Annotated in this window: 17 protein-coding genes, 1 tRNA gene and 1 riboswitch; of the genes, 9 read left to right on the top strand and 9 right to left on the bottom strand. The window is 61.4% G+C overall.

What is annotated here, in order from left to right; genetic code table 11:
* Window positions 1-180: 180 nt before the first annotated feature.
* Window positions 181-292: riboswitch (SAM riboswitch) on the top strand.
* A gap of 12 nt (window positions 293-304) precedes the next feature.
* Entirely contained in the window at window positions 305-592 is a 288-nt protein-coding gene (locus ABIB48_RS16835; RefSeq protein WP_315914306.1) for a hypothetical protein, read from the top strand.
* Between the two features lie 266 nt (window positions 593-858).
* On the opposite strand, the gene ABIB48_RS16830 is transcribed toward ABIB48_RS16835, so the two are convergent.
* The gene (locus ABIB48_RS16830; protein WP_354213694.1) at window positions 859-1,146 is read right to left on the bottom strand and encodes a hypothetical protein; all 288 of its coding nucleotides are present in this window, start codon (window positions 1,144-1,146) and stop codon (window positions 859-861) included.
* A 159-nt stretch (window positions 1,147-1,305) separates the two neighbouring features.
* Between ABIB48_RS16830 and ABIB48_RS16825 the strand changes: the two genes are divergently transcribed.
* Window positions 1,306-2,397 (top strand): VIT1/CCC1 transporter family protein, encoded by a 1,092-nt coding sequence (locus ABIB48_RS16825; protein ID WP_315914308.1) that lies wholly within the window; start codon window positions 1,306-1,308, stop codon window positions 2,395-2,397.
* On the opposite strand, the gene ABIB48_RS16820 is transcribed toward ABIB48_RS16825, so the two are convergent.
* A complete protein-coding gene (locus ABIB48_RS16820; protein ID WP_502914146.1) occupies window positions 2,398-3,510 on the bottom strand; it encodes an LOG family protein in 1,113 nt (370 codons plus the stop codon).
* 218 nt (window positions 3,511-3,728) lie between these two features.
* On the opposite strand from ABIB48_RS16820, the gene ABIB48_RS16815 reads away from it, so the two are divergent.
* A complete protein-coding gene (locus ABIB48_RS16815) occupies window positions 3,729-4,037 on the top strand; it encodes a rhodanese-like domain-containing protein (protein ID WP_354213693.1) in 309 nt (102 codons plus the stop codon).
* A 325-nt stretch (window positions 4,038-4,362) separates the two neighbouring features.
* Here the strand turns inward: ABIB48_RS16815 and ABIB48_RS16810 are convergent, their stop codons facing one another.
* The 4 genes from ABIB48_RS16810 to ABIB48_RS16795 all read right to left on the bottom strand — a co-directional run bounded on the left by ABIB48_RS16810 (window position 4,363) and on the right by ABIB48_RS16795 (window position 8,613).
* The gene (locus ABIB48_RS16810; protein ID WP_354213692.1) at window positions 4,363-5,292 is read right to left on the bottom strand and encodes a DUF4253 domain-containing protein; all 930 of its coding nucleotides are present in this window, start codon (window positions 5,290-5,292) and stop codon (window positions 4,363-4,365) included.
* Between the two features lie 285 nt (window positions 5,293-5,577).
* The gene (sucD, locus tag ABIB48_RS16805) at window positions 5,578-6,480 is read right to left on the bottom strand and encodes a succinate--CoA ligase subunit alpha (protein WP_110104815.1); all 903 of its coding nucleotides are present in this window, start codon (window positions 6,478-6,480) and stop codon (window positions 5,578-5,580) included.
* 15 nt (window positions 6,481-6,495) lie between these two features.
* Window positions 6,496-7,665: an ADP-forming succinate--CoA ligase subunit beta gene (sucC, locus tag ABIB48_RS16800; RefSeq protein WP_110104816.1), complete on the bottom strand. Its 1,170-nt coding sequence runs from the start codon at window positions 7,663-7,665 to the stop codon at window positions 6,496-6,498.
* 225 nt (window positions 7,666-7,890) lie between these two features.
* On the bottom strand, window positions 7,891-8,613 hold the full coding sequence (locus tag ABIB48_RS16795) for a hypothetical protein (RefSeq protein ID WP_354213691.1): 723 nt from the start codon (window positions 8,611-8,613) through the stop codon (window positions 7,891-7,893).
* Between the two features lie 160 nt (window positions 8,614-8,773).
* Between ABIB48_RS16795 and ABIB48_RS16790 the strand changes: the two genes are divergently transcribed.
* The gene (locus ABIB48_RS16790; RefSeq protein ID WP_315914310.1) at window positions 8,774-9,385 is read left to right on the top strand and encodes a hypothetical protein; all 612 of its coding nucleotides are present in this window, start codon (window positions 8,774-8,776) and stop codon (window positions 9,383-9,385) included.
* Window positions 9,386-9,471: 86 nt separating this feature from the next.
* Here ABIB48_RS16790 and pcrA read toward each other — a convergent pair whose 3' ends face one another.
* Window positions 9,472-11,991 carry a DNA helicase PcrA gene (gene pcrA / locus ABIB48_RS16785; RefSeq protein ID WP_502914148.1) on the bottom strand — a complete coding sequence of 840 codons (2,520 nt, stop codon included), beginning with the start codon at window positions 11,989-11,991 and terminating at the stop codon, window positions 9,472-9,474.
* A 162-nt stretch (window positions 11,992-12,153) separates the two neighbouring features.
* The gene (locus ABIB48_RS16780) at window positions 12,154-13,035 is read right to left on the bottom strand and encodes an inositol monophosphatase family protein (protein ID WP_354213689.1); all 882 of its coding nucleotides are present in this window, start codon (window positions 13,033-13,035) and stop codon (window positions 12,154-12,156) included.
* Window positions 13,036-13,067: 32 nt separating this feature from the next.
* Between ABIB48_RS16780 and ABIB48_RS16775 the strand changes: the two genes are divergently transcribed.
* From ABIB48_RS16775 to rarD, 3 genes are all read left to right on the top strand, one after another.
* Complete coding sequence (locus ABIB48_RS16775; RefSeq protein WP_354213688.1) at window positions 13,068-13,694, top strand: hypothetical protein; 627 nt, start codon at window positions 13,068-13,070, stop codon at window positions 13,692-13,694.
* A 49-nt stretch (window positions 13,695-13,743) separates the two neighbouring features.
* Window positions 13,744-13,815 (top strand) — tRNA-Arg (locus ABIB48_RS16770).
* Between the two features lie 71 nt (window positions 13,816-13,886).
* A complete protein-coding gene (gene rarD / locus ABIB48_RS16765) occupies window positions 13,887-14,822 on the top strand; it encodes an EamA family transporter RarD (protein ID WP_354213687.1) in 936 nt (311 codons plus the stop codon).
* 74 nt (window positions 14,823-14,896) lie between these two features.
* On the opposite strand, the gene ABIB48_RS16760 is transcribed toward rarD, so the two are convergent.
* Window positions 14,897-15,646: an NUDIX hydrolase gene (locus ABIB48_RS16760; protein ID WP_354213686.1), complete on the bottom strand. Its 750-nt coding sequence runs from the start codon at window positions 15,644-15,646 to the stop codon at window positions 14,897-14,899.
* A 105-nt stretch (window positions 15,647-15,751) separates the two neighbouring features.
* Here ABIB48_RS16760 and ABIB48_RS16755 point away from each other — a divergent pair, with 105 nt between their 5' ends.
* Both ABIB48_RS16755 and ABIB48_RS16750 read left to right on the top strand, forming a co-directional pair.
* On the top strand, window positions 15,752-16,789 hold the full coding sequence (locus tag ABIB48_RS16755; RefSeq protein ID WP_354213685.1) for an SPFH domain-containing protein: 1,038 nt from the start codon (window positions 15,752-15,754) through the stop codon (window positions 16,787-16,789).
* A gap of 4 nt (window positions 16,790-16,793) precedes the next feature.
* The gene (locus ABIB48_RS16750) at window positions 16,794-17,687 is read left to right on the top strand and encodes a diacylglycerol kinase catalytic domain-containing protein (RefSeq protein WP_354213684.1); all 894 of its coding nucleotides are present in this window, start codon (window positions 16,794-16,796) and stop codon (window positions 17,685-17,687) included.
* The last annotated feature ends 7 nt before the right edge of the window (window positions 17,688-17,694 follow it).

The raw sequence follows: 17,694 nt of genomic DNA, 5'->3' as shown, positions 1-17,694 counted from the left end.
TTTGTTTTTTGGGGTGGTGGGGTGGTGTGGGGGGGGCGGGCCCCCGCCCCGGCCGCCCCCCCCCCCCGCCGCCCCCCCCGGCCGGGGTGGGGGGGGGGGGGGGGGGGGGGGGGGGGGGGGGGGCCCCCCCCCCCCCCCCCCCCCCGCCGCAGTTCTGCTTAAGCAGTAGTCTTGAGCCAGCTTCAAGAGATGCGACGCCAAGCTCCGACTGGTCGCACGCCAACCCCATGCTTCACGGGTGGTTCGGATGAGGAAGCGGCCAGCGGAAAAGCTCCGTTGGCAAGAGCATTCGAGGAGTCCACTCATGACTTTTTCAACCATAACGCGCACCAAAAATGCCCCGGCAGTCACCCGCCCACAGGGAATTTCAGTGCTTCCTGCAGTTGATGTGAACCTGGGGGCCGTCACGTTCCTGACCCCGTCAGGCCACCGCGCCTACTACTCGGCGGAGCCCTCCCAGCTGGTTTCGGCGCTGACGCAGGCTGTTCGGCCTGCACGCTGGATCCCGGAGATCGGCACCCTAGTTATCACGGTTGCCCAGACGGGCGCGCGTGCCGGGCGTCATGTGGGTTTCCGACTTTCCGCCTACTGATCCAGTTCGGGAGCATGGCTTTTTCTCAGAAGCACGGCCGGATGAATAGTCCCCTCGGCCGGGGGCTGGTTCCACCGCTTGCCCATTCTTCGTTGGTTCTGCTCCCGGTTGGCGTCCCACGTTGCCCATAGCGAACATCCACTTTCACCATGCGTCGAGTTCGCAGTAGAAGTTGCCGCGGGTAGCAATCGGCGCCAAGGTGGGCTCCCACCTGGACGCCGAATATCAAGCAGCTTCCACCAAGCAGATTTTACCGAGCAGCTGAATTAGGCTGCCGCATTCTCCTTGGCAGCCTTCTTCTTCATTGCCACCACGGTGGAACCCCATGTTGCCCCGAGCACGGCAGCCATGCTTGCCGCCATGACCACCATTCCGGCATTGGCCTTGATGAGTCCGGCAACGAACAACGCAATCATGCACAGCATGCCCATCGCGAAGCCTAACCCCATGTAGCGGGCGCTATTAGAGGTGGACTTGGCCTGCGAGCCGTTGTTCGTCATGGTCTCTCCCGAGGTTTTCCTGGTGCTGTTGGCTTGAAATGGTGTATCACCCATACGCAAGTACTTTCCGTTACGTCAAGTACTTTCTAGGCACTGTTATTTGTCATTTTTATGCGCTAATTCCGGTGCCCCGAAACCTTCTTGCTAGGGATACCGGCCGGAATTTCGCGGGAATACAGGCTACAGTGTTGGCTGACCTAGAGGAGCTTCACCATGCCCGAACGGATTCCCACCCCAGCGCAGATTAAGCGCTGGCGGCAATATTTGGCTGATGAACGTGCCGAAGCTGCTGTCTACCGGGACCTTGCCAAACGCCGAGAGGGCGACGAATACGCCATTCTCATGGCCTTGGCTGAAGCGGAGCGTCGCCATGAACAGCACTGGCTGGATTTACTGGGCGAGCACGCCGAGCCAGCTATCCGTCCCTCGCTGCGCAACCAGCTTTTAGGCTTGCTGGCGCGCCGGTTTGGTTCGGTGTTTGTGCTCGCCTTGGCACAGCGCTCGGAGTCTAGGTCCCCTTACGCCACGGACGCCGACGCCACGGAGGCCATGGCGGCCGACGAATCAATTCACGAAGAAGTCATTCGCGGCCTATCTGCAAGTGGGCGCAACAGTCTCGCCGGCTCCTTCAGAGCGGCCGTCTTCGGCGCTAATGACGGGCTGGTCAGCAACCTTTCCCTCGTTATGGGCATGGCGGCGACGGGGGTTGGCAGTCAGGTGGTGCTGTTTAGCGGCATTGCCGGACTTCTCGCCGGAGCTTTATCGATGGGCGCGGGGGAATATGTTTCCGTACGGTCGCAGCGGGAACTGTTGGACGCTTCGCAGCCCACCCAGGTCACCCTGTTGGCGGCGCCGTCTTTGGATCTTGAAAACAATGAACTAGTACTGGTCTATCTGGCACGGGGAATGTCCCGCGAAGCCGCCGAACATCGTGCTGCCGAACGCATGGGACACTTCAGCTGCGACTGCGATCCGAGCCTGTCACTGAGACCAGAGAACTTTGAGACCACCGATGACCACGAAACTCTAGGCACAGCCTGGGGCGCCGCATCCTCGAGCTTCTGTTTCTTCGCCTCGGGTGCCATCATTCCGATCCTGCCGTTCGTCTTTGGCATGACTGGTGTAGGCGCGCTCGTGTTGGCGTGTGTTCTGGTTGGTGTGGCTTTGCTGGGCACCGGCGGCGTTGTTGGACTGCTTTCCGGAGCATCACCGCTGTGGCGCGGATTACGACAGCTGGGCATCGGCATGGGCGCTGCCGCCGCCACCTACCTGCTCGGTTTGTTGTTCGGCGCGGTCGTCGGCTAGCTAACCCGCCAGCACTGCACAGGCTTCCTCCACCGAATCCACCAGGAACAGGAAGTCTTCCATGGGCCGCCCTTGTGCCAGCGTCGTCAGCAACGGCATGACAGGAACCTCAACTTCCCAGTATTTTCGGCCTACCAGAACCATCGGAGCCACCGCCCCCTCAGCCGCATAATAGTTCTCGCAGGCATCTTGGAAAACTTCCTGGACGGTTCCTGCCGCGCCCGGCAGGAACACAGTGCCGCCACGGGAACGCTCTAGCAGGATGGCTTCGCGCAGGGCGTTCGTGAAGTACTTGGCAATTTTGCTGGCAAAGATGTTGGGCGGTTCATGCCCGTAGAACCAGGTGGGGATGCCCAGACTTGGCGCCCCCTCCGGATACGCCTCCACCACTTTGAACGCAGCCCTCGCCCACTTTGTGACCGAGGGACGGAAGCCGGGGACCTCGCCCAGAGTGAGCAGGGCACGCTCTAGGGTCTCGGCGTCGTACGTGGAGAGGTAGGCCCCCAAATTGGCGCCTTCCATGGCCCCGGGACCACCACCGGTCGCAACCAGGAACCCGGACTGAGTCAAGGCCCACCCCAGTTTGGCCGCCTGGGCGTACTGTTCACTCCCCCGCGCCGCCGCGTGCCCACCCATGACACCCACTACTGGATGTGGAAGCTGGTCCAGAAAATCATACAGCGCGTCGGTGATGGCGTGGTCGTGCATGGCCGTGGCAAGCGTTGAGTTCAGGGCCGGCCGCGTTTGCAGGCTCCAATGGTAAATAGCGGCGTCAGGAACGCTCTCATATTCGCCGGTAGCAATGCCCTCGAAAAGTTCAACGCCCGAATACAGATGTCCGCGATAGGGGTTGAAGGGCAGATGCGGCAAGGCGGGAAAGATCAGGGCACCGCGCCCCCGCAGCAAGTCTTCCACACCGTTTTCGAAAGTGCAGCCCATGAAAATGGCGCCTGATGCGTGCAGCTCCACCAGCACGCCCGAGCGCTGGCGCAGGTCCACGGACTGAAAATGCCAGCCGTGCATGTTCTTGGCGCCGCCGGCAACGAGCGCGTCAAACCGCTCTAGGTCTTCGATTTCAACAGTCCGGGCCTGAGGTGCAAGAGGTACGTTCACATCTCCCAGCGTAACGGGAGGCGGACCCGGCACCAGAAACTGGCTGGGATGCAGTAGTTAACAATGGAGCTAGGTGCACAGGCAGCCGAACTTAACAGCTGCCTCCGCACCTCCCTGTTCCCAGGAGCTGACCCGACTTCGCCTCTAGGATGGAGGTGCAAGTCCCATGCACGACGCCGGAACTTGGCGCCGTGCCCGCCTCACCTTTAGGAGCACCCATGCAGGAAGTCACTACTGCGGATATTCTGGCCGCCGATCCCGACGTGCAGATCATCGACGTCCGCGAAGTTGCCGAACTCTCCACGGGCATGATCGAGGACGCCGTGCACATTCCCTCCGGTGAGATCGTGGCACGCGCCGCAGAGCTGGACAAGTCCCGCCGCATCATTGCCGTTTGTCACGGTGGCGGACGCAGCGGCCGGGTCGCCGAAGCACTCACCGCGCTTGGATTCAACGCCGACACCCTGGTGGGCGGCATGAGCGGCTGGGAGGCCGAAGGTCTGCCCATGGTCCCGCCGGAAGCATAGCCGCCCACCCTCGGCACAGCCCGCAAACGGATCAGTCGGCACACCGGAAGCGCCCGGAGGTCGTAGTTAAGATTGGAGGCCGGTGCACCGGCCTCCAATCTTAACTACGACCTCCGCTGCGTCATCCCGCCCGTCCGGTCTACAACGAAGCACTCGAGTGCGCTCTGGATGAGGGCCCCCAGTTGCCCGAGCTGGCACTCCTGGTGCAGGCACTACCCCCAACTCCACGCTGTGGCGCCGGCCAACGCCGCAGCGACGACCGAATAGCCCAAACACGGCAACACGCCTGCCAGCTTCCGGCTTCCCGCTTCCTATCACCCGGCCGTCAGTCCCACCAGAAATCCCATACGGGGGCGTTGATCAGTCTCTTTGCGTAGTCGTCGCGGCTGATGGGTGGCTCCCAACTTTGGGAGCCAAAGTTGTCTACACACAGAAGGTAGTGCTCCTCCATCAGCACCGTCGCGTCAGCAAGAGTGGTTGGCGGCCGAGCAACCCGCAACGCCAGGGTGGTTGGCCCCAGTTGATACAGCACTGCCCCAAACCGTTCCTCCCACGACCGGAGCACGGCGGAGATCTCGTGTCCCCCGAGTGAGTAGTTGCCCGGCCCTGCCCATCCCACCAATTGCGGCACGTCCGCAGGCCGCATCGCAGGAACCAGCAACAGCCCCGCCTGCGGGCTGGCACAGCCGGGGTTCCAATTGCTCCACCCCGCAAGCGGGACCTTTTCCACATTGTTCGTCAGTATTTTTCCCACCGGCACCCCGGGGAAAGGCGGACGGTTCTCGGGCAGCGGTTCGCCAGTTTCCCGGGCAACCACGGCCCTCCCATCCCAGCAATCCTGCAGCACGTTGGCTGCTTCGTCATTGTGGGTGCGGCTCCGGGGCCAGCTCCTTTTGATGATCCGCGGCTCGGCACAGCGGTTGCCGGGACCTCCCACCACCGGCCACAGCCCGGTCTGTGAAAACGCACGTGCAAGGCCCACCCACGAAACCAACGTGCTGTCCCAATCCGTGTCGCTGTACCAGCCAATGTGCGGCAGCAGGGCGCTCACGCCCTTACTGCCATCACAGCTGGTGTACTCATATTGCTCGGGCCGAATGCTGGACCCGGCCGGCAGATGCACCCCACCGACTTGCGTCTCGCCATCAGGGGGAACACGGCCCGGGCGTTTGGCCCGGACCGCGATGTCAACGGTTTCCCACCCGGGCGAAGCACTGGAAGGGAAACCCCACAGATCATCGGCGAAATTATTCATGGCTCAATCGTTGCGAAACCGGCAGCCGCGAGCCACCCCCAAGCCTCAAAGTGTGCAGAACCTGTCCCCCTGGCCCCCTGTGGAGGAACCTGTGGAGGAACCTCTGCAGGAGTAACCCTTGCACAAGGAACTCCAGCGCAGCGGCACGGGGAACAGCGCAACCTGGCGTCCGCCGTCGTTCATCAGATCAGGAAAACAAAAAAGCGCGGCCACACCACCGAATCGGTGGAAATGGCCGCGCCTCTGAGCACAGAAGAACTGTCAGCGCCGAAGCGCCCAGAAGAATTACAGAGCTGCGTAAACTTCGCGCAGCAGGGTTGCGGTTTCGGAAGGAGTCTTGCCGACCTTCACGCCGGCAGCCTCGAGGGCTTCCTTCTTGGCCTGAGCCGTGCCCGCGGAGCCGGAGACAATGGCGCCAGCGTGGCCCATGGTCTTGCCCTCGGGTGCGGTGAAGCCAGCCACGTAGCCAACAACGGGCTTGGTGACATGAGCCTTGATGTATTCGGCTGCGCGCTCTTCAGCGTCGCCACCAATTTCACCGATCATCACAATAGCGAGAGTCTCGGGGTCGGCCTCGAACGCGGCAAGAGCGTCAATGTGCGTGGTGCCGATGACGGGGTCGCCACCAATGCCGATCGCGGTGGAGAAGCCCAGATCGCGCAGTTCGAACATCATCTGGTAGGTCAGGGTACCGGACTTGGAGACCAAGCCGATGGGGCCCTTCTGGGTGATGTTGTTCGGGGTGATGCCAACCAGTGCTTCACCGGGGGTGATGATGCCGGGGCAGTTCGGCCCGATGATGCGGGTGACCTGGTTGCCGTCAGCGTCAACCTTGGACTGAGCTAGTGCCCAGAACTCGGCGGAGTCCTGAACCGGCACGCCTTCGGTGATGACAACTACCAGCGGCACGCCGGCTTCAATAGCTTCAACAACGGCATCCTTGGTGAATGCCGGGGGGACGAACACGATGGAGACGTCTGCGCCGGTTTCGGCAACAGCTTCTGCAACGGTGCCGAACACGGGGAGTTCAACCTCGCCGTGAACAACCTTGGTGCCAGCCTTGCGTGCGTTGACGCCGCCAACAATCTGGGTGCCAGCCTTGAGCATCAGGGCGGTGTGCTTGGTGCCTTCGCCGCCGGTGATGCCCTGGACGATGACCTTGGAATCTTTATTCAAGAAGATAGACATAAGTTTTCTAAACCTCTACTTTGCAGCGTTGGCGAGCTCGGCAGCCTTGTCGGCGCCCTCGTCCATCGTGGCGGCCAGGGTGACCAACGGGTGGTTGGCTTCGTTGAGGATGCGGCGGCCTTCTTCAACATTGTTGCCGTCGAGACGGACAACGAGAGGCTTGTTCGCAGCCGAGCCGAGCTCGGCGAGTGCGCCAACAATGCCCTTGGCTACAGCGTCACACGCGGTGATGCCACCGAAGACGTTCACAAACACGCTCTTGACCTGGGGGTCATTGAGGATGACGTCCAAACCAGCGGCCATGACCTCTGCGGATGCTCCACCGCCAATGTCCAGGAAGTTGGCGGGCTTGACGTTGCCGTGGTTTTCGCCTGCGTAAGCAACAACATCCAGCGTGGACATGACCAAGCCGGCACCGTTTCCGATGACACCCACTTCGCCGTCGAGCTTGACGTAGTTCAGGTTCGCAGCCTTGGCCTTGGCTTCCAGCGGGTCAGCAGCAGCTGCGTCCTCGAGGGCGGCGTGGTGCGGGTTGCGGAATTCGGCGTTTTCATCGATGGAGACCTTGCCATCCAGCGCAACAATGTCACCAGCGCCGGTGCGAACCAGCGGGTTGACCTCAACCAAGGTGGCGTCTTCGTTCTTGAAAACGTCCCACAGCTTGATGATGACGGCGGCAACCTTCGGGGCCAGCTCGGCGTTGAAGCCTGCTGCGGCGACGATCTCGTCAGCTTTCGCGGCGTCGATGCCCACGGCGGGGTCCACCGCAACGCGTGCCAGAGCCTCGGGGCGTTCAACGGCTAGGACTTCGATCTCCACGCCGCCTTCCACCGAGCACATGGCCAAGTAGTTGCGGTTGGCGCGGTCCAGCAGCACTGAGAAGTAGAACTCCTCGGCGATGTCTGCACCCTGGGCGATCATGACCGTGTTAACGGTGTGGCCCTTGATGTCCATGCCGAGAATGTCAGTGGCGTACGCGAATGCTTCGTCAGCATTCTTGGCAACCTTGACGCCGCCAGCCTTACCGCGGCCACCAACCTTTACCTGTGCCTTGACGACGGTGACGCCGCCAATCTTCTCGGCTGCTGCCCTTGCTTCTTCAGGGGTGTGCGCCACGATGCCGGCCAACACGGGAACGCCGTGAGCCTCAAACATGTCGCGCGCCTGGTATTCAAACAGGTCCACGGGTTTGTGTCCTTCTACGTCGAAGTAGTGATTTTGTGGGGGCGTTGACCCCTTCCACACATTACAGTCTCACAGGGAAAGCACATATTTTGCGTCGTGGCCACCGTTGCGAGCCGTTATTCGCCTCACAATCAGGGCCTTTGGACGCACGACGACGGCATGTTCGGTAAGTTCTTCCGCTCACCCAGGGCGCACCTCGAGAATGTGCGGGTGAAACGGTAGGTGCTAGGAGGCAGTTGGGGTGGAGCTTGCCTGGGTGTTAGGCCCAAAGATTTCATATTTGCCGGAAGCTATGAAGAATCCAATCCCGTCCGCCAGGTTGGCGCAAGCCACGCCGTTATCCAAAGGAGCACAGCGGTATCCCTGCGATTCCATGGCCATGCCGGAGGCCAGTACGGGAATTGCGTCCATATCCGGGTTCGGTGTCCCGTCCACCCCGAAGGCGGCTTCCATGGCCGTGACCCCTGCCCGGCAGCCCCCATAGAGAGCCCGGTCCGGGAATAACAACGCGGTGCCACCTAGATAGCCGAGGTTGGTCCCGGCGCAGTTATCTGCAATATCCGCGGGGGCAGGCTGCGGGTAGCTGACCATGAGGCAGTTGGTCACAGGAATGATGGGGGCCGCCCCATTGGCCCTGTCACCATAGTTGTTGGGCTCCCACGGCTGGTTCAGATTCCCCCCTTGAGAGGTGGTAAAGACGCAGGCTATGTTACGTGAATCGCTAATAAACTGTGGCAGTGCAGTACTTGTCACCCCGTCAGTGGGCTGCACAACGGGGGCAGCCTTGAGCCGTTCCAAGTAACTGGGCGGATCAGTGGGACCTGCATTCAAGGTGGGGACAGGGGGCGGATCCGGCACAGTGATGCTGCAGCCGGCGAGCACAGCTCCGGCAGCTGCTGCCAGTAAGAGGGCCGCAACGCGTGAAGCACGATGGAGGGATAAGACCATGGGATAAGTTTGCCGTATCCGGCACCGGCAGCCCAACCGGGTACCGGTTTCGCTTAGGCCCCCCGCGCAGACGCTGGCTATTTCTCCAACACTAAGACGTGCAATGAAAATAAGAAGCTGCTAGTTTGCAGTGCCGAGAGCTCCTGCATAATCTTTCAACATGTCTCAACTCATGAAATTCTCTGGCCTTACCCTTGCTCTTTCCCTTGCCTTGGTGGGGTGTTCAGCATCCTCGACAACTAAATCGTCGCAGCCCACACCAATCTCCGCGCAGACGCTGGAACGCTCAACGGCACCGGCAACTCCTGCTGCGGTTAAACCGGCGGCAGGCATCACGATCGAAGGAAAAGGCTACAGCTACGTTATTCCGCAAGGGTGGGCTGTTCCAGAAGACACGCCCGCTCCAGTGGGCATCGACACGTTTGCCGCAAATATGCGTGACACGGATGGTTTCGCCGACAACGTCAACGTGGTTCTTTCACCCGCTGGGGAAGTCCCTGCCGCAATAGTCGAGTCTCAAGGAGCCAAGGAACTCGAAAACGTCGGAGCCAAGGACGTGAAGGTGCGTGATCGGACCACCATCGCAGGATCGGAGTCGGTCCATTTGTCGTCAGTGTTCCCCAATGACCAAGGTGACTACCAGACCGAGCAGTTCTATTTCAACTACAAGAAGCAGACGTACATCCTCACGTTCTCCTTCAGCCCCACCGTTTCGGAAGCGGACCGTTTGGACGTGTACTCCTCGGTGCAGGCAACCTGGTCCTGGACCTGAGCAACTCCCGCACCGGCAGTCTCGCCGCATCGCAGTGGCGAGTCTGCCGGGGCTAGTCCTCTTTGACTTCTAATCCTCTTTGACTTCTAATCCTCTTTGACAAGAGGGGCATATCTGAGCAGTAGCCGCTTCTCCCCTATCTCAAAGCGCACTTTGGCCACCATCTTGTCACCGGCACCACTGATTTCCAGCACCACGCCATTGCCAAATGCGGTGTGGTTGACTTTGTCTCCCACACTGACCGAGACGACTTCCTTTTGTGGCTGCACACGCCCTGCCGCCGTGCGGGCAGAAATGCTCGGCGGCAGAACCCCTGAATCGCGGCCACCCACGGAGGTTCCTGCCCCCCAGGAGGACCCTGAATAGCGGCTGGTGCCAAAGTTTCCGGCCACCGGTGCCATGCGCGCAGTACCTTCACGCTTCCATTGGATAAGGTCCTCCGGGATTTCCTCAATGAACTGGCTGGCGGGGTTGTATTGGCTTTGACCCCACATGCTGCGCACTTCAGAGCGGGTGATGTACAGCCGTTTCCGGGCACGAGTCAGGCCCACATAGGCCAGCCGGCGTTCTTCGGCAAGTTCCTTGGGGTCCGTGGCGGAGCGTGAATGCGGGAACAGCCCATGTTCTAGGCCCGTCAGGAACACCACCGGGAATTCCAGTCCCTTGGCGGTGTGCAACGTCATCAAGGTCACCACCCCCAACCGCTTGGCCTCGGCCACAGCCGCTGCCGCCTCCGCCTCGGAACCACCGGGCGCATCAGGAATTTGATCGGCGTCCGCCACCAGAGAGACCTGCTCAAGAAATTCTCCGAGGGTACCTTCTGGGTTGTCAGTGCTAAATTCCCGCACGACGGCGACCAGCTCGGCCAGGTTTTCCACCCGCGACTCGTCCTGCGGATCAGTTGAGGTGCGCAGCGCTTCGAGGTAGCCGGTCTGTTCCAGTACCGCCTCTAGTGCAATGGCAGGGGTGGATGTTGAAGCGACTTCGCTCAAATCCCCCATCATCTTCGCAAAGGCGTTAACAGCGTTCAGCGACCGTGAGGCAATTCCGGGCGCCTCCTCGGCACGCGCCATGGCAACGGAGAAGGAGACTCTTTCCCTTTCGGCCAGGGCCGCTACGGCTCCTTCGGCCCGGTCCCCGATCCCGCGCTTGGGTTCGTTGAGAATCCTGCGCAAGTTCACGTCGTCGTCCGGGTTGACCAGGGCCCGCAGATAGGCGAGGGCGTCCTTGATCTCCTTGCGCTCATAAAAGCGCGTGCCGCCCACCACTCGGTAGGGCAGCCCCACCCGAACCAGGATGTCCTCAATGGCACGGGATTGGGCGTTGGTACGGTAGAAAATTGCCACATCGCCGGGACGCAGATCCGTCTCATCCTGGAGCCTGTCAATTTCCTTGGCGATGAAGCGGGCTTCTTCGTGTTCGGACTCGGCCACGTAGCCAATGATCTTTTCACCGTCTCCCTCAGCCGTCCACAGGCGCTTTTCGCGCCGGTTGGGGTTGCGGGAAATCACGGCGTTGGCGGCGCTGAGAATATTTTGGGTGGAGCGGTAGTTCTGCTCCAACTTGATGGTGTCCGCGTTGGGATAGTCCTGTTCAAACTCCACAATATTGCGGATGTCAGCACCACGGAAGGCATAAATGGACTGGTCAGAATCACCCACAACCGTCAGTTGGGCTGGGGCAATGCCAGCGGGACCGCCGTCGTCAGGGCCAACAATTTCACGGACCAACGCATATTGGGCGTGGTTGGTGTCCTGGTACTCGTCCACCAAAACGTGGCGGAAACGCCGCCGGTAATATTCGGCAACGCCGGGGAAGGCACGGAACATGTACACGGTCTGAGCAATCAGATCGTCAAAGTCCATGGCGTTGGCCTGGCGCAGGCGTGAGGCATAGCCCTTGTAGACCTCGGCAACGGCGGCGGCGAAAGGCTCGTTGAAGTTGGTGCTGAGCGCGTTCTCTTCTTCATCGATGAGATCGTTTTTCAGAGCCGAAATCTTATGCATGATGGCTTTGGGTGCGAACTTTTTGGGATCCAGATCCAGCCCCTTGGTCACCAAGGTGATCAAGCGCAGTGAATCGGCGGAGTCATAGATGGAGAAATTCGAGTTCAGCCCAATGACCTTGGCCTCGCGCCGCAAAATCCGCACGCACGAGGAGTGGAACGTGGAAATCCACATGCTCTTCGCGGCGTCACCGATCAGCGCCTCAATGCGTTCACGCATTTCCGCTGCAGCCTTGTTCGTGAACGTGATGGCCAGGATCTGACCCGGATGCGCCTGGCCCGTGGCCAGCAAGTAAGCAATGCGGTGGCTGAGCACACGCGTTTTTCCCGAGCCCGCCCCGGCAACTATGAGCAGCGGACCGCCGGTGTGGATCACGGCGGCTTCCTGCTGCGGGTTCATACCTTGCAGCAGTTCATCTGGATCAGGCCACTGCCGTGGCGCGGCAGCTTCCTGATGTTCCCAGGCCGGGCCGGTGCCTGCTCCCGCGAACTCCGGCATGTCAGCGCCGGGGTCTTCCTGCTCAAAGGGCGCCCACGCAGGGAGGCCAGCGCCTGGGCTACGCGTCGGCTTGGGCTTTTGGGGGTAAGGGTCAAACAACATATCCATGGTGCCATCTAGTCTAGTTGGCCCCACTGACAATCCCCTGCACACCCGAAAAAAGCAGTGGGTGCTGGGGTGCGCGGCGGGGCTCAAGTGCGCCTAGACGGGTAGCGGGGCGTGCCGGCCTCAGGCGGGGCGGGGCTCAAGTGCGCCTAACCGGACTCAGTGCGCGATGGCTCCGCCTTGCAGCGCCTGGGAAAGTTCGGCCACCGGCCCCGGCGGGCCTGCAACGAACCAGTCCAGCCCATTGACCCGCACCACGGCTGTGGCCCCACCGGCGGCTTCAACGATGCCTTTGCCGGGGAGCCAGTCCCAGGGCGGGACGCTGTGCTGGAACCACACACCCAACTCTCCCTGGGCCACCCGGGCCAGATCGCAGGAGCCAGCACCCAACATGCGCAATGTTGCGGGCAGTTCTGCGGCGCGCTGCCACGGCACGGCTGCCCGGGGCTGCGCCAACCAACTGGGGTGGATGTAGGTTGCGGCGGACAACTCTGCCAGGCTCGCCTGCGGATCCAGGACTATTCTCTCCCCATTCACTGACGTCTCTACAGTGGTCCCGCCCAGCCACAACTTGTTTTCCTCGTGCTGGAACACACCCCCCAGCAGCACCTCCGCAGTGGTGAGCGGGTCCGGCGTCGAACTTTCTGGGTGGCAATCAGCAGGGGAACCAGCGGGCGAGATATGGTCCGGGAGCACCAAGGCCAGCGCCGTGCACCAATAGGAGGAGCCGCTGGCGAAGTTATACGTGCCATCCACGGGGTCAATAACCCAGCAGCGTCCGGAACTACCAACATGTCCGGCGCCTTCCTCGCCCACAATCGAATCGCTGGCCCGGGCGTCGCGCAGGGCGTTGAAGATGTGATTTTCGGCAGCGAGATCCGCGGCCGTGGCAAAGTTGGAAATCTCGCCCTTGCACAGCATCCCGGCCCGCAGCTCGGTGCGTCCTTGCGCGCGGATGGAGAAAGCCAAGGACGCGGCCTCACGGAGGATTTTCGCCGCCAATTCGCTGTCGCTGAGCGCGGAGCTCTCAAGAAGTGCCATGGGGCAAGCCTAATCTAGGCGATAATGACATCATGGCTAAAACTCCCGCCCAGCGTGCTGCCAAGCATGGCACGGCTGCTACCCCTTCCACCGTACCGGTCATCAACAACAGCACCAGACGGACTCCGCAAAAAGCGCAGGGAAACGTCAATCTGTTCCTGATTGCCAGTTCCGTGGCCAGCTTGTTCCTGTTTGCCTACTTCCATCTGTTGACGCTGAACCAGATGAAGGACCTCTCCGGTGGCCTGGCCATGCCGCAGTCCTTTGTGTTCGGTTTTGACATGGCCCATGTTGAGGCGTTGCGCCTTGCCATGGACGCCGATGCCCTGGGACAACTGAACTATGTTGGCAAAACTGCCGGAACCTTGTTCCCGCTGCTGTTCGCCATCACAGCGCTGACCATGATCGCCTCGAATGTGGCCAAGCGTCCGCTGCGGTGGGCACTCTGGGTGCTGCCGTTGGCTTTTGCCGCGATTTCCTTGTGGGCCAATGCCGCTGTGGATTCAATGATGGCCGCCCAGAAACTCGATCCAGGAGCCGTCACGATGGCTTCGGGGCTGGTCACGGCGTCATGGATGCTGCTCATTGCAACGCTTCTCGCCATTGGCCTGGCATTGTTCCTGGGACGCAAGAAAAAAGTCACTCCGGCCGCCAGCTGAACACCGCCGTTTTTTGCTTGACTACCTGTTCCGCTAGGCTTGGGGACGCGCCTCTGTAGTCCAATGGATAAGACAGCCCTCTCCTAAAGGGCAGATCCGGGTTCGATCCCCGGCGGGGGCACTTTTCATGCCCACACGCAGCGCGGCGGTGCCGGTCATTTTGCGGCGGTGTTCCAGAAAGTGAGAGGGGAAATGGTGCCGACTCACGCTGCATCCCATTCTGGCCGCGGCGTGGCCGTTTCTCTCATTGCTTCGGTTCTGTTTGCCGTCATCTTTTTGATGGCTGGTCTCCTGCCGGGGTGGGGTGCGCAGGAGATCTTTGGCTGGCGCGTGGTTCTGACCTTGGCCACCTTGGCAGTGATCCTGCCGTTTCTGCCGTGGGCTCGCACCGAATCCATAACCCTTTTTTCCCGCGTTCGACGCCGGCCAACCCTCCTCCTGCCCGGGGTGCTTGCCGCTGGGATTGTGGGAGTGCAATTGTGGCTGTTCATGTGGGCGCCACTGAACAATATGGCACTCTCAGTGTCCTTCGGATATTTTTTGCTGCCTTTGACCATGGTGTTGGCAGGGCGGGTCTTCTTCGCTGACAAGCTCAACCCGCTGCGTAAGCTTGCTGTTGCTGCTGCTGTAGTGGGCGTTGCTCACGAGGCCTTTTCAGCTAACGGCCTGGCCTGGCCAACCCTAGTGGTGTGCCTGGGCTACCCCGTCTATTTTGTACTGCGGCGCAAGATTGGCTTCGATAATCTTCCTGCTTTTGCTGCCGAGCTGCTGATGATGCTACCTCTGGGCGTGTATTTCATTCTGGCCGGACCCCACGGCATTGGATCCGGTGCCGTGGAAGGTGCCGGTTCCGGCGGACTCTGGGTAGCAATCTCCATTGGTGTTCTGGGTGGCCTGGCCATGGCCTTTTACCTGCTCGCTAGCAAGTGGCTGCCCTTGTCATTGTTTGGGCTGCTGAGTTATGTGGAGCCGGTGCTGCTGGTGGGCGTCTCGATCCTCCTGGGCGAAACCCTTGGCTGGTCTTCACTACTGACGTACGGGCCCATAATGTTGGCGCTAGTGTTGTTGGGAGTAGATGGGCGGCGCAGTGCGCTGCCCGGAACGCCCGGCAGGCCCGGAAGGCCCTGAGTCCCGGCAGTCCCGGCAGTCCCGGCAGTCCCTTGAGTCCCAGAAGCCGCCGAATAGAAGCCCCCTAACAGGCGTCAGTCTTGGCCTGTTAGTGCCGCGGGACGCATCAGGGGCGGGTTGAGCACGGCGTGGGCGCAGGTTGCTCTAGTGGTGGGAGCCTGCGGAACAAGCCGAAACAGGGCTGCCGGGCGCCCGGCTTCCCCCGTACTCATCTTTCCCGTATCCTCCAGAAATCCCGGCGTTCCGGTGGCCTTTCGGTGGAAGTTGCGCGGGTCCAGCTTTGTGTCCCATACGGCGTCATAGACCGCGCGCAGCTGGGCAATGGTGAATTCCGGCGTGCAAAAAGCGGCGCCCAGCGGTGAGTATTCCAGCTTGGACCTAGCCCGCTCCACGGCATCGCTGAGGATTTCTGCGTGATCGAAGGCCAGGGAATACTCACCGGCCAACACGTCCTTGACCGGGTACCAGCCGGCGCTGGCAGCGTCACTGCCGGCGGCAATAACGGGGAAGTTGGGAGCCAACAGCAGGTGCGCCACCGTCAGCACATCGCCGCGCGGGTCCCGTCCCTTCGGCCCATAGCTCTGCAATTGCTCCAAATATCCGGGCTGTTCCGCCACACTGGCTTCCTCTGCCAGCTCCCGGGTTGCTGCTTCAATCAGACCCTCCCCCGGCAGCACAAACCCTCCGGGCAGGGCCATGCTCCCCTTAAAGGGCTCTATGAGACGGGTGATCAACAGAACCTGTAATGCGCCGGCACTCACGGTGAGGGCAACAACGTCCACTGTCACAGGGAAGCGGGCCGGCTCCGGATATGAAGTGTTCATGCCACCACATTAGATAATTATCGTCATATTGACAATAAATGGCGCAGGGGCTTAGAGTTTAGTTATCGTCAAATTGACGAGAACTACGAATACTTGGAGAACCTCATGGCCACCATCAAGCGCTACCCCTGGCTCAGCCACTTCCTCGGCAGCCCCACCGGCTACGTCATTCACTTACAGAAGGGCACCGTCCGGCATGAGGGTGTGGGCCAGGCGTTCTGGTTCCGGCCAGCCTCCTCCGTCCTGAGCGAGGTGCCTGTGGACGATCAGGAACTGCCTACGCTTTTCCACGCCATCACCCGGGACCACCAGGACGTCAGCGTCCAGGCGAATGTCACCTACCGCTTCAGTGATCCGGTATCGGTTGCCAGCCGCCTGGACTTCGCACTGCAACCGGGCGGCGCCTCAACCGCTGCCGGACGTGAGCAGGTGGCAACCATCATTGGCCAGCTGTGCCAGAGCCATGCGATCGATCAGATTGCCGCCACAACTTTGGCCCAATCCTTGGAGCGCGGCGTCAGCGAGCTGCGCACCTTGTTGACAGGAGCACTTCAGGCCAATGCCCGGCTGCAGTCAACCGGCATTGAAATCCTGGGCGTGCAGGTTCTGGCAGTCCGTCCGGAGTCCGATGTTGAGCGGGCCCTGCAAACACCTGTCCGCGAACAGTTGCAGGCGGAGGCGGACCGGGCGGTGTATGAACGCCGGGCGGTAGCAGTGGAACGCGAACGGACCATTTCTGAAAATGAGATGGCGAGCAAGATTGAACTGGCCGCCCGCCGTGAAAACCTGGTTGCCCAGGAAGGCGCCAATGCCCGGCGTGAGGCGCAGGAACAGGCCGCCGCCAACCTCATCAAGGCCCACGCCGAAGCCGAACGCCAAGGCATCGGCGCCACGTCCGAGGCCAGCTCGCTCCAGCTCATCGGCGAGGCAACGGCAGCGCGCGAGGCCGCCACCATGGAGGTCTACAAGAATATGGACCAGGCCACCTTGCTAGCCCTAGCCTTCCGCGAAGCCGCCGCGTCACTGCCAAACATCAATAACTTGACCATCACTCCAGATATCCTGAGCGGGGTTCTGGCAGGATTGTTCCAACCCGCTGGCAGCACTGCGGAGCAGCCCGGTTTGCCCAGCACAGGAAGGTAACACCATGGGATCTCCCCGCCTTGTCATCGTCCACCGGCGCACCGAATTTGCGGAGCTGCTCGATCGGCACGCCACCGTGGGCCAGGCTGAATTCTTCCTCCGCACCCGGGGGCGGCGCCTGCAAGATGTGCAGGAACGGCACGCTTTCATCATGGCAGCACTGGATCAGGTACGTGCGGCAGTTCCTGCCGATTGGCGCCGCGCGGAGGTGGAGCGCACTGATCTGAGCCGCTTCATGTTTACCGAGGATGATGTGATCGCCGTGGTGGGCCAGGACGGGCTCGTGGCCAACACGGCAAAATATCTCAGCGGTCAGCCAGTTCTGGGCATCGACCCCGAACCGGGTGTGAACGCCGGAATCCTGGTCAGGCATTCCCCCGCATCAACCGCCGCACTGTTGGCCCGGATTGCAGCCGCTGACCCCTCCGCCGTGTCCTGCCAAGATCTGGCTATGGTGACGGCGCGGCTGGATGACGGGCAGGAACTCTCCGCCCTAAATGAGATCTTCATTGGGCACTCCTCCCACCAATCTGCCCGCTACCAAATTACGACGCCGGATGGCCGGCTGGAGAGCCAATCGTCCTCCGGGTTGATAGTTTCCACCGGAACGGGCGCCACCGGATGGTGCGCCTCAATATCGCTGGAACGCGGCGGGCGCACACTTCCCAAACCCACAGACCCATTGTTGGCGTGGTTTGTCCGCGAGGCCTGGCCGTCCCCTGCCACGGGCGCCTCACTGACCGAGGGCGTGCTGGCTGCAGGCGAGTCCCTGCGCATCTGCGCCGCATCGGACCAACTCGTCATCTTTGGCGACGGCATGGAAAGTGACAGGCTAACAGCATCCTGGGGACAGGAAATCACGCTCCAACTAGGTACCCGGGCGCTGCGCCTGCTGTAGTGTACCC

The sequence above is a fragment of the Arthrobacter sp. UYCu511 genome (assembly GCF_040547105.1).
GTDB classification, from domain to species: Bacteria; Actinomycetota; Actinomycetes; order Actinomycetales; family Micrococcaceae; genus Specibacter; species Specibacter psychrochitiniphilus.
Note: the sequence above shows the minus strand (reverse complement) of the source record. Positions and strands in the feature narration are given on the sequence as shown.

Bases quoted from the DNA above. Each gene is read 5' to 3' on its own strand.
- ABIB48_RS16775 (WP_354213688.1), top strand. From the start codon at position 13,068: ATGGCTAAAACTCCCGCCCAGCGTGCTGCCAAGCATGGCACGGCTGCT.
- ABIB48_RS16760 (WP_354213686.1), bottom strand. From the start codon at position 15,646: ATGAACACTTCATATCCGGAGCCGGCCCGCTTCCCTGTGACAGTGGAC.
- ABIB48_RS16810 (WP_354213692.1), bottom strand. From the start codon at position 5,292: ATGAATAATTTCGCCGATGATCTGTGGGGTTTCCCTTCCAGTGCTTCG.
- ABIB48_RS16830 (WP_354213694.1), bottom strand. From the start codon at position 1,146: ATGGGTGATACACCATTTCAAGCCAACAGCACCAGGAAAACCTCGGGA.
- ABIB48_RS16790 (WP_315914310.1), top strand. From the start codon at position 8,774: ATGTCTCAACTCATGAAATTCTCTGGCCTTACCCTTGCTCTTTCCCTT.
- ABIB48_RS16815 (WP_354213693.1), top strand. From the start codon at position 3,729: ATGCAGGAAGTCACTACTGCGGATATTCTGGCCGCCGATCCCGACGTG.
- ABIB48_RS16750 (WP_354213684.1), top strand. From the start codon at position 16,794: ATGGGATCTCCCCGCCTTGTCATCGTCCACCGGCGCACCGAATTTGCG.
- ABIB48_RS16835 (WP_315914306.1), top strand. From the start codon at position 305: ATGACTTTTTCAACCATAACGCGCACCAAAAATGCCCCGGCAGTCACC.
- pcrA (WP_502914148.1), bottom strand. From the start codon at position 11,991: ATGTTGTTTGACCCTTACCCCCAAAAGCCCAAGCCGACGCGTAGCCCA.
- ABIB48_RS16825 (WP_315914308.1), top strand. From the start codon at position 1,306: ATGCCCGAACGGATTCCCACCCCAGCGCAGATTAAGCGCTGGCGGCAA.
- rarD (WP_354213687.1), top strand. From the start codon at position 13,887: ATGGTGCCGACTCACGCTGCATCCCATTCTGGCCGCGGCGTGGCCGTT.
- ABIB48_RS16780 (WP_354213689.1), bottom strand. From the start codon at position 13,035: ATGGCACTTCTTGAGAGCTCCGCGCTCAGCGACAGCGAATTGGCGGCG.
- ABIB48_RS16795 (WP_354213691.1), bottom strand. From the start codon at position 8,613: ATGGTCTTATCCCTCCATCGTGCTTCACGCGTTGCGGCCCTCTTACTG.
- ABIB48_RS16755 (WP_354213685.1), top strand. From the start codon at position 15,752: ATGGCCACCATCAAGCGCTACCCCTGGCTCAGCCACTTCCTCGGCAGC.
- sucD (WP_110104815.1), bottom strand. From the start codon at position 6,480: ATGTCTATCTTCTTGAATAAAGATTCCAAGGTCATCGTCCAGGGCATC.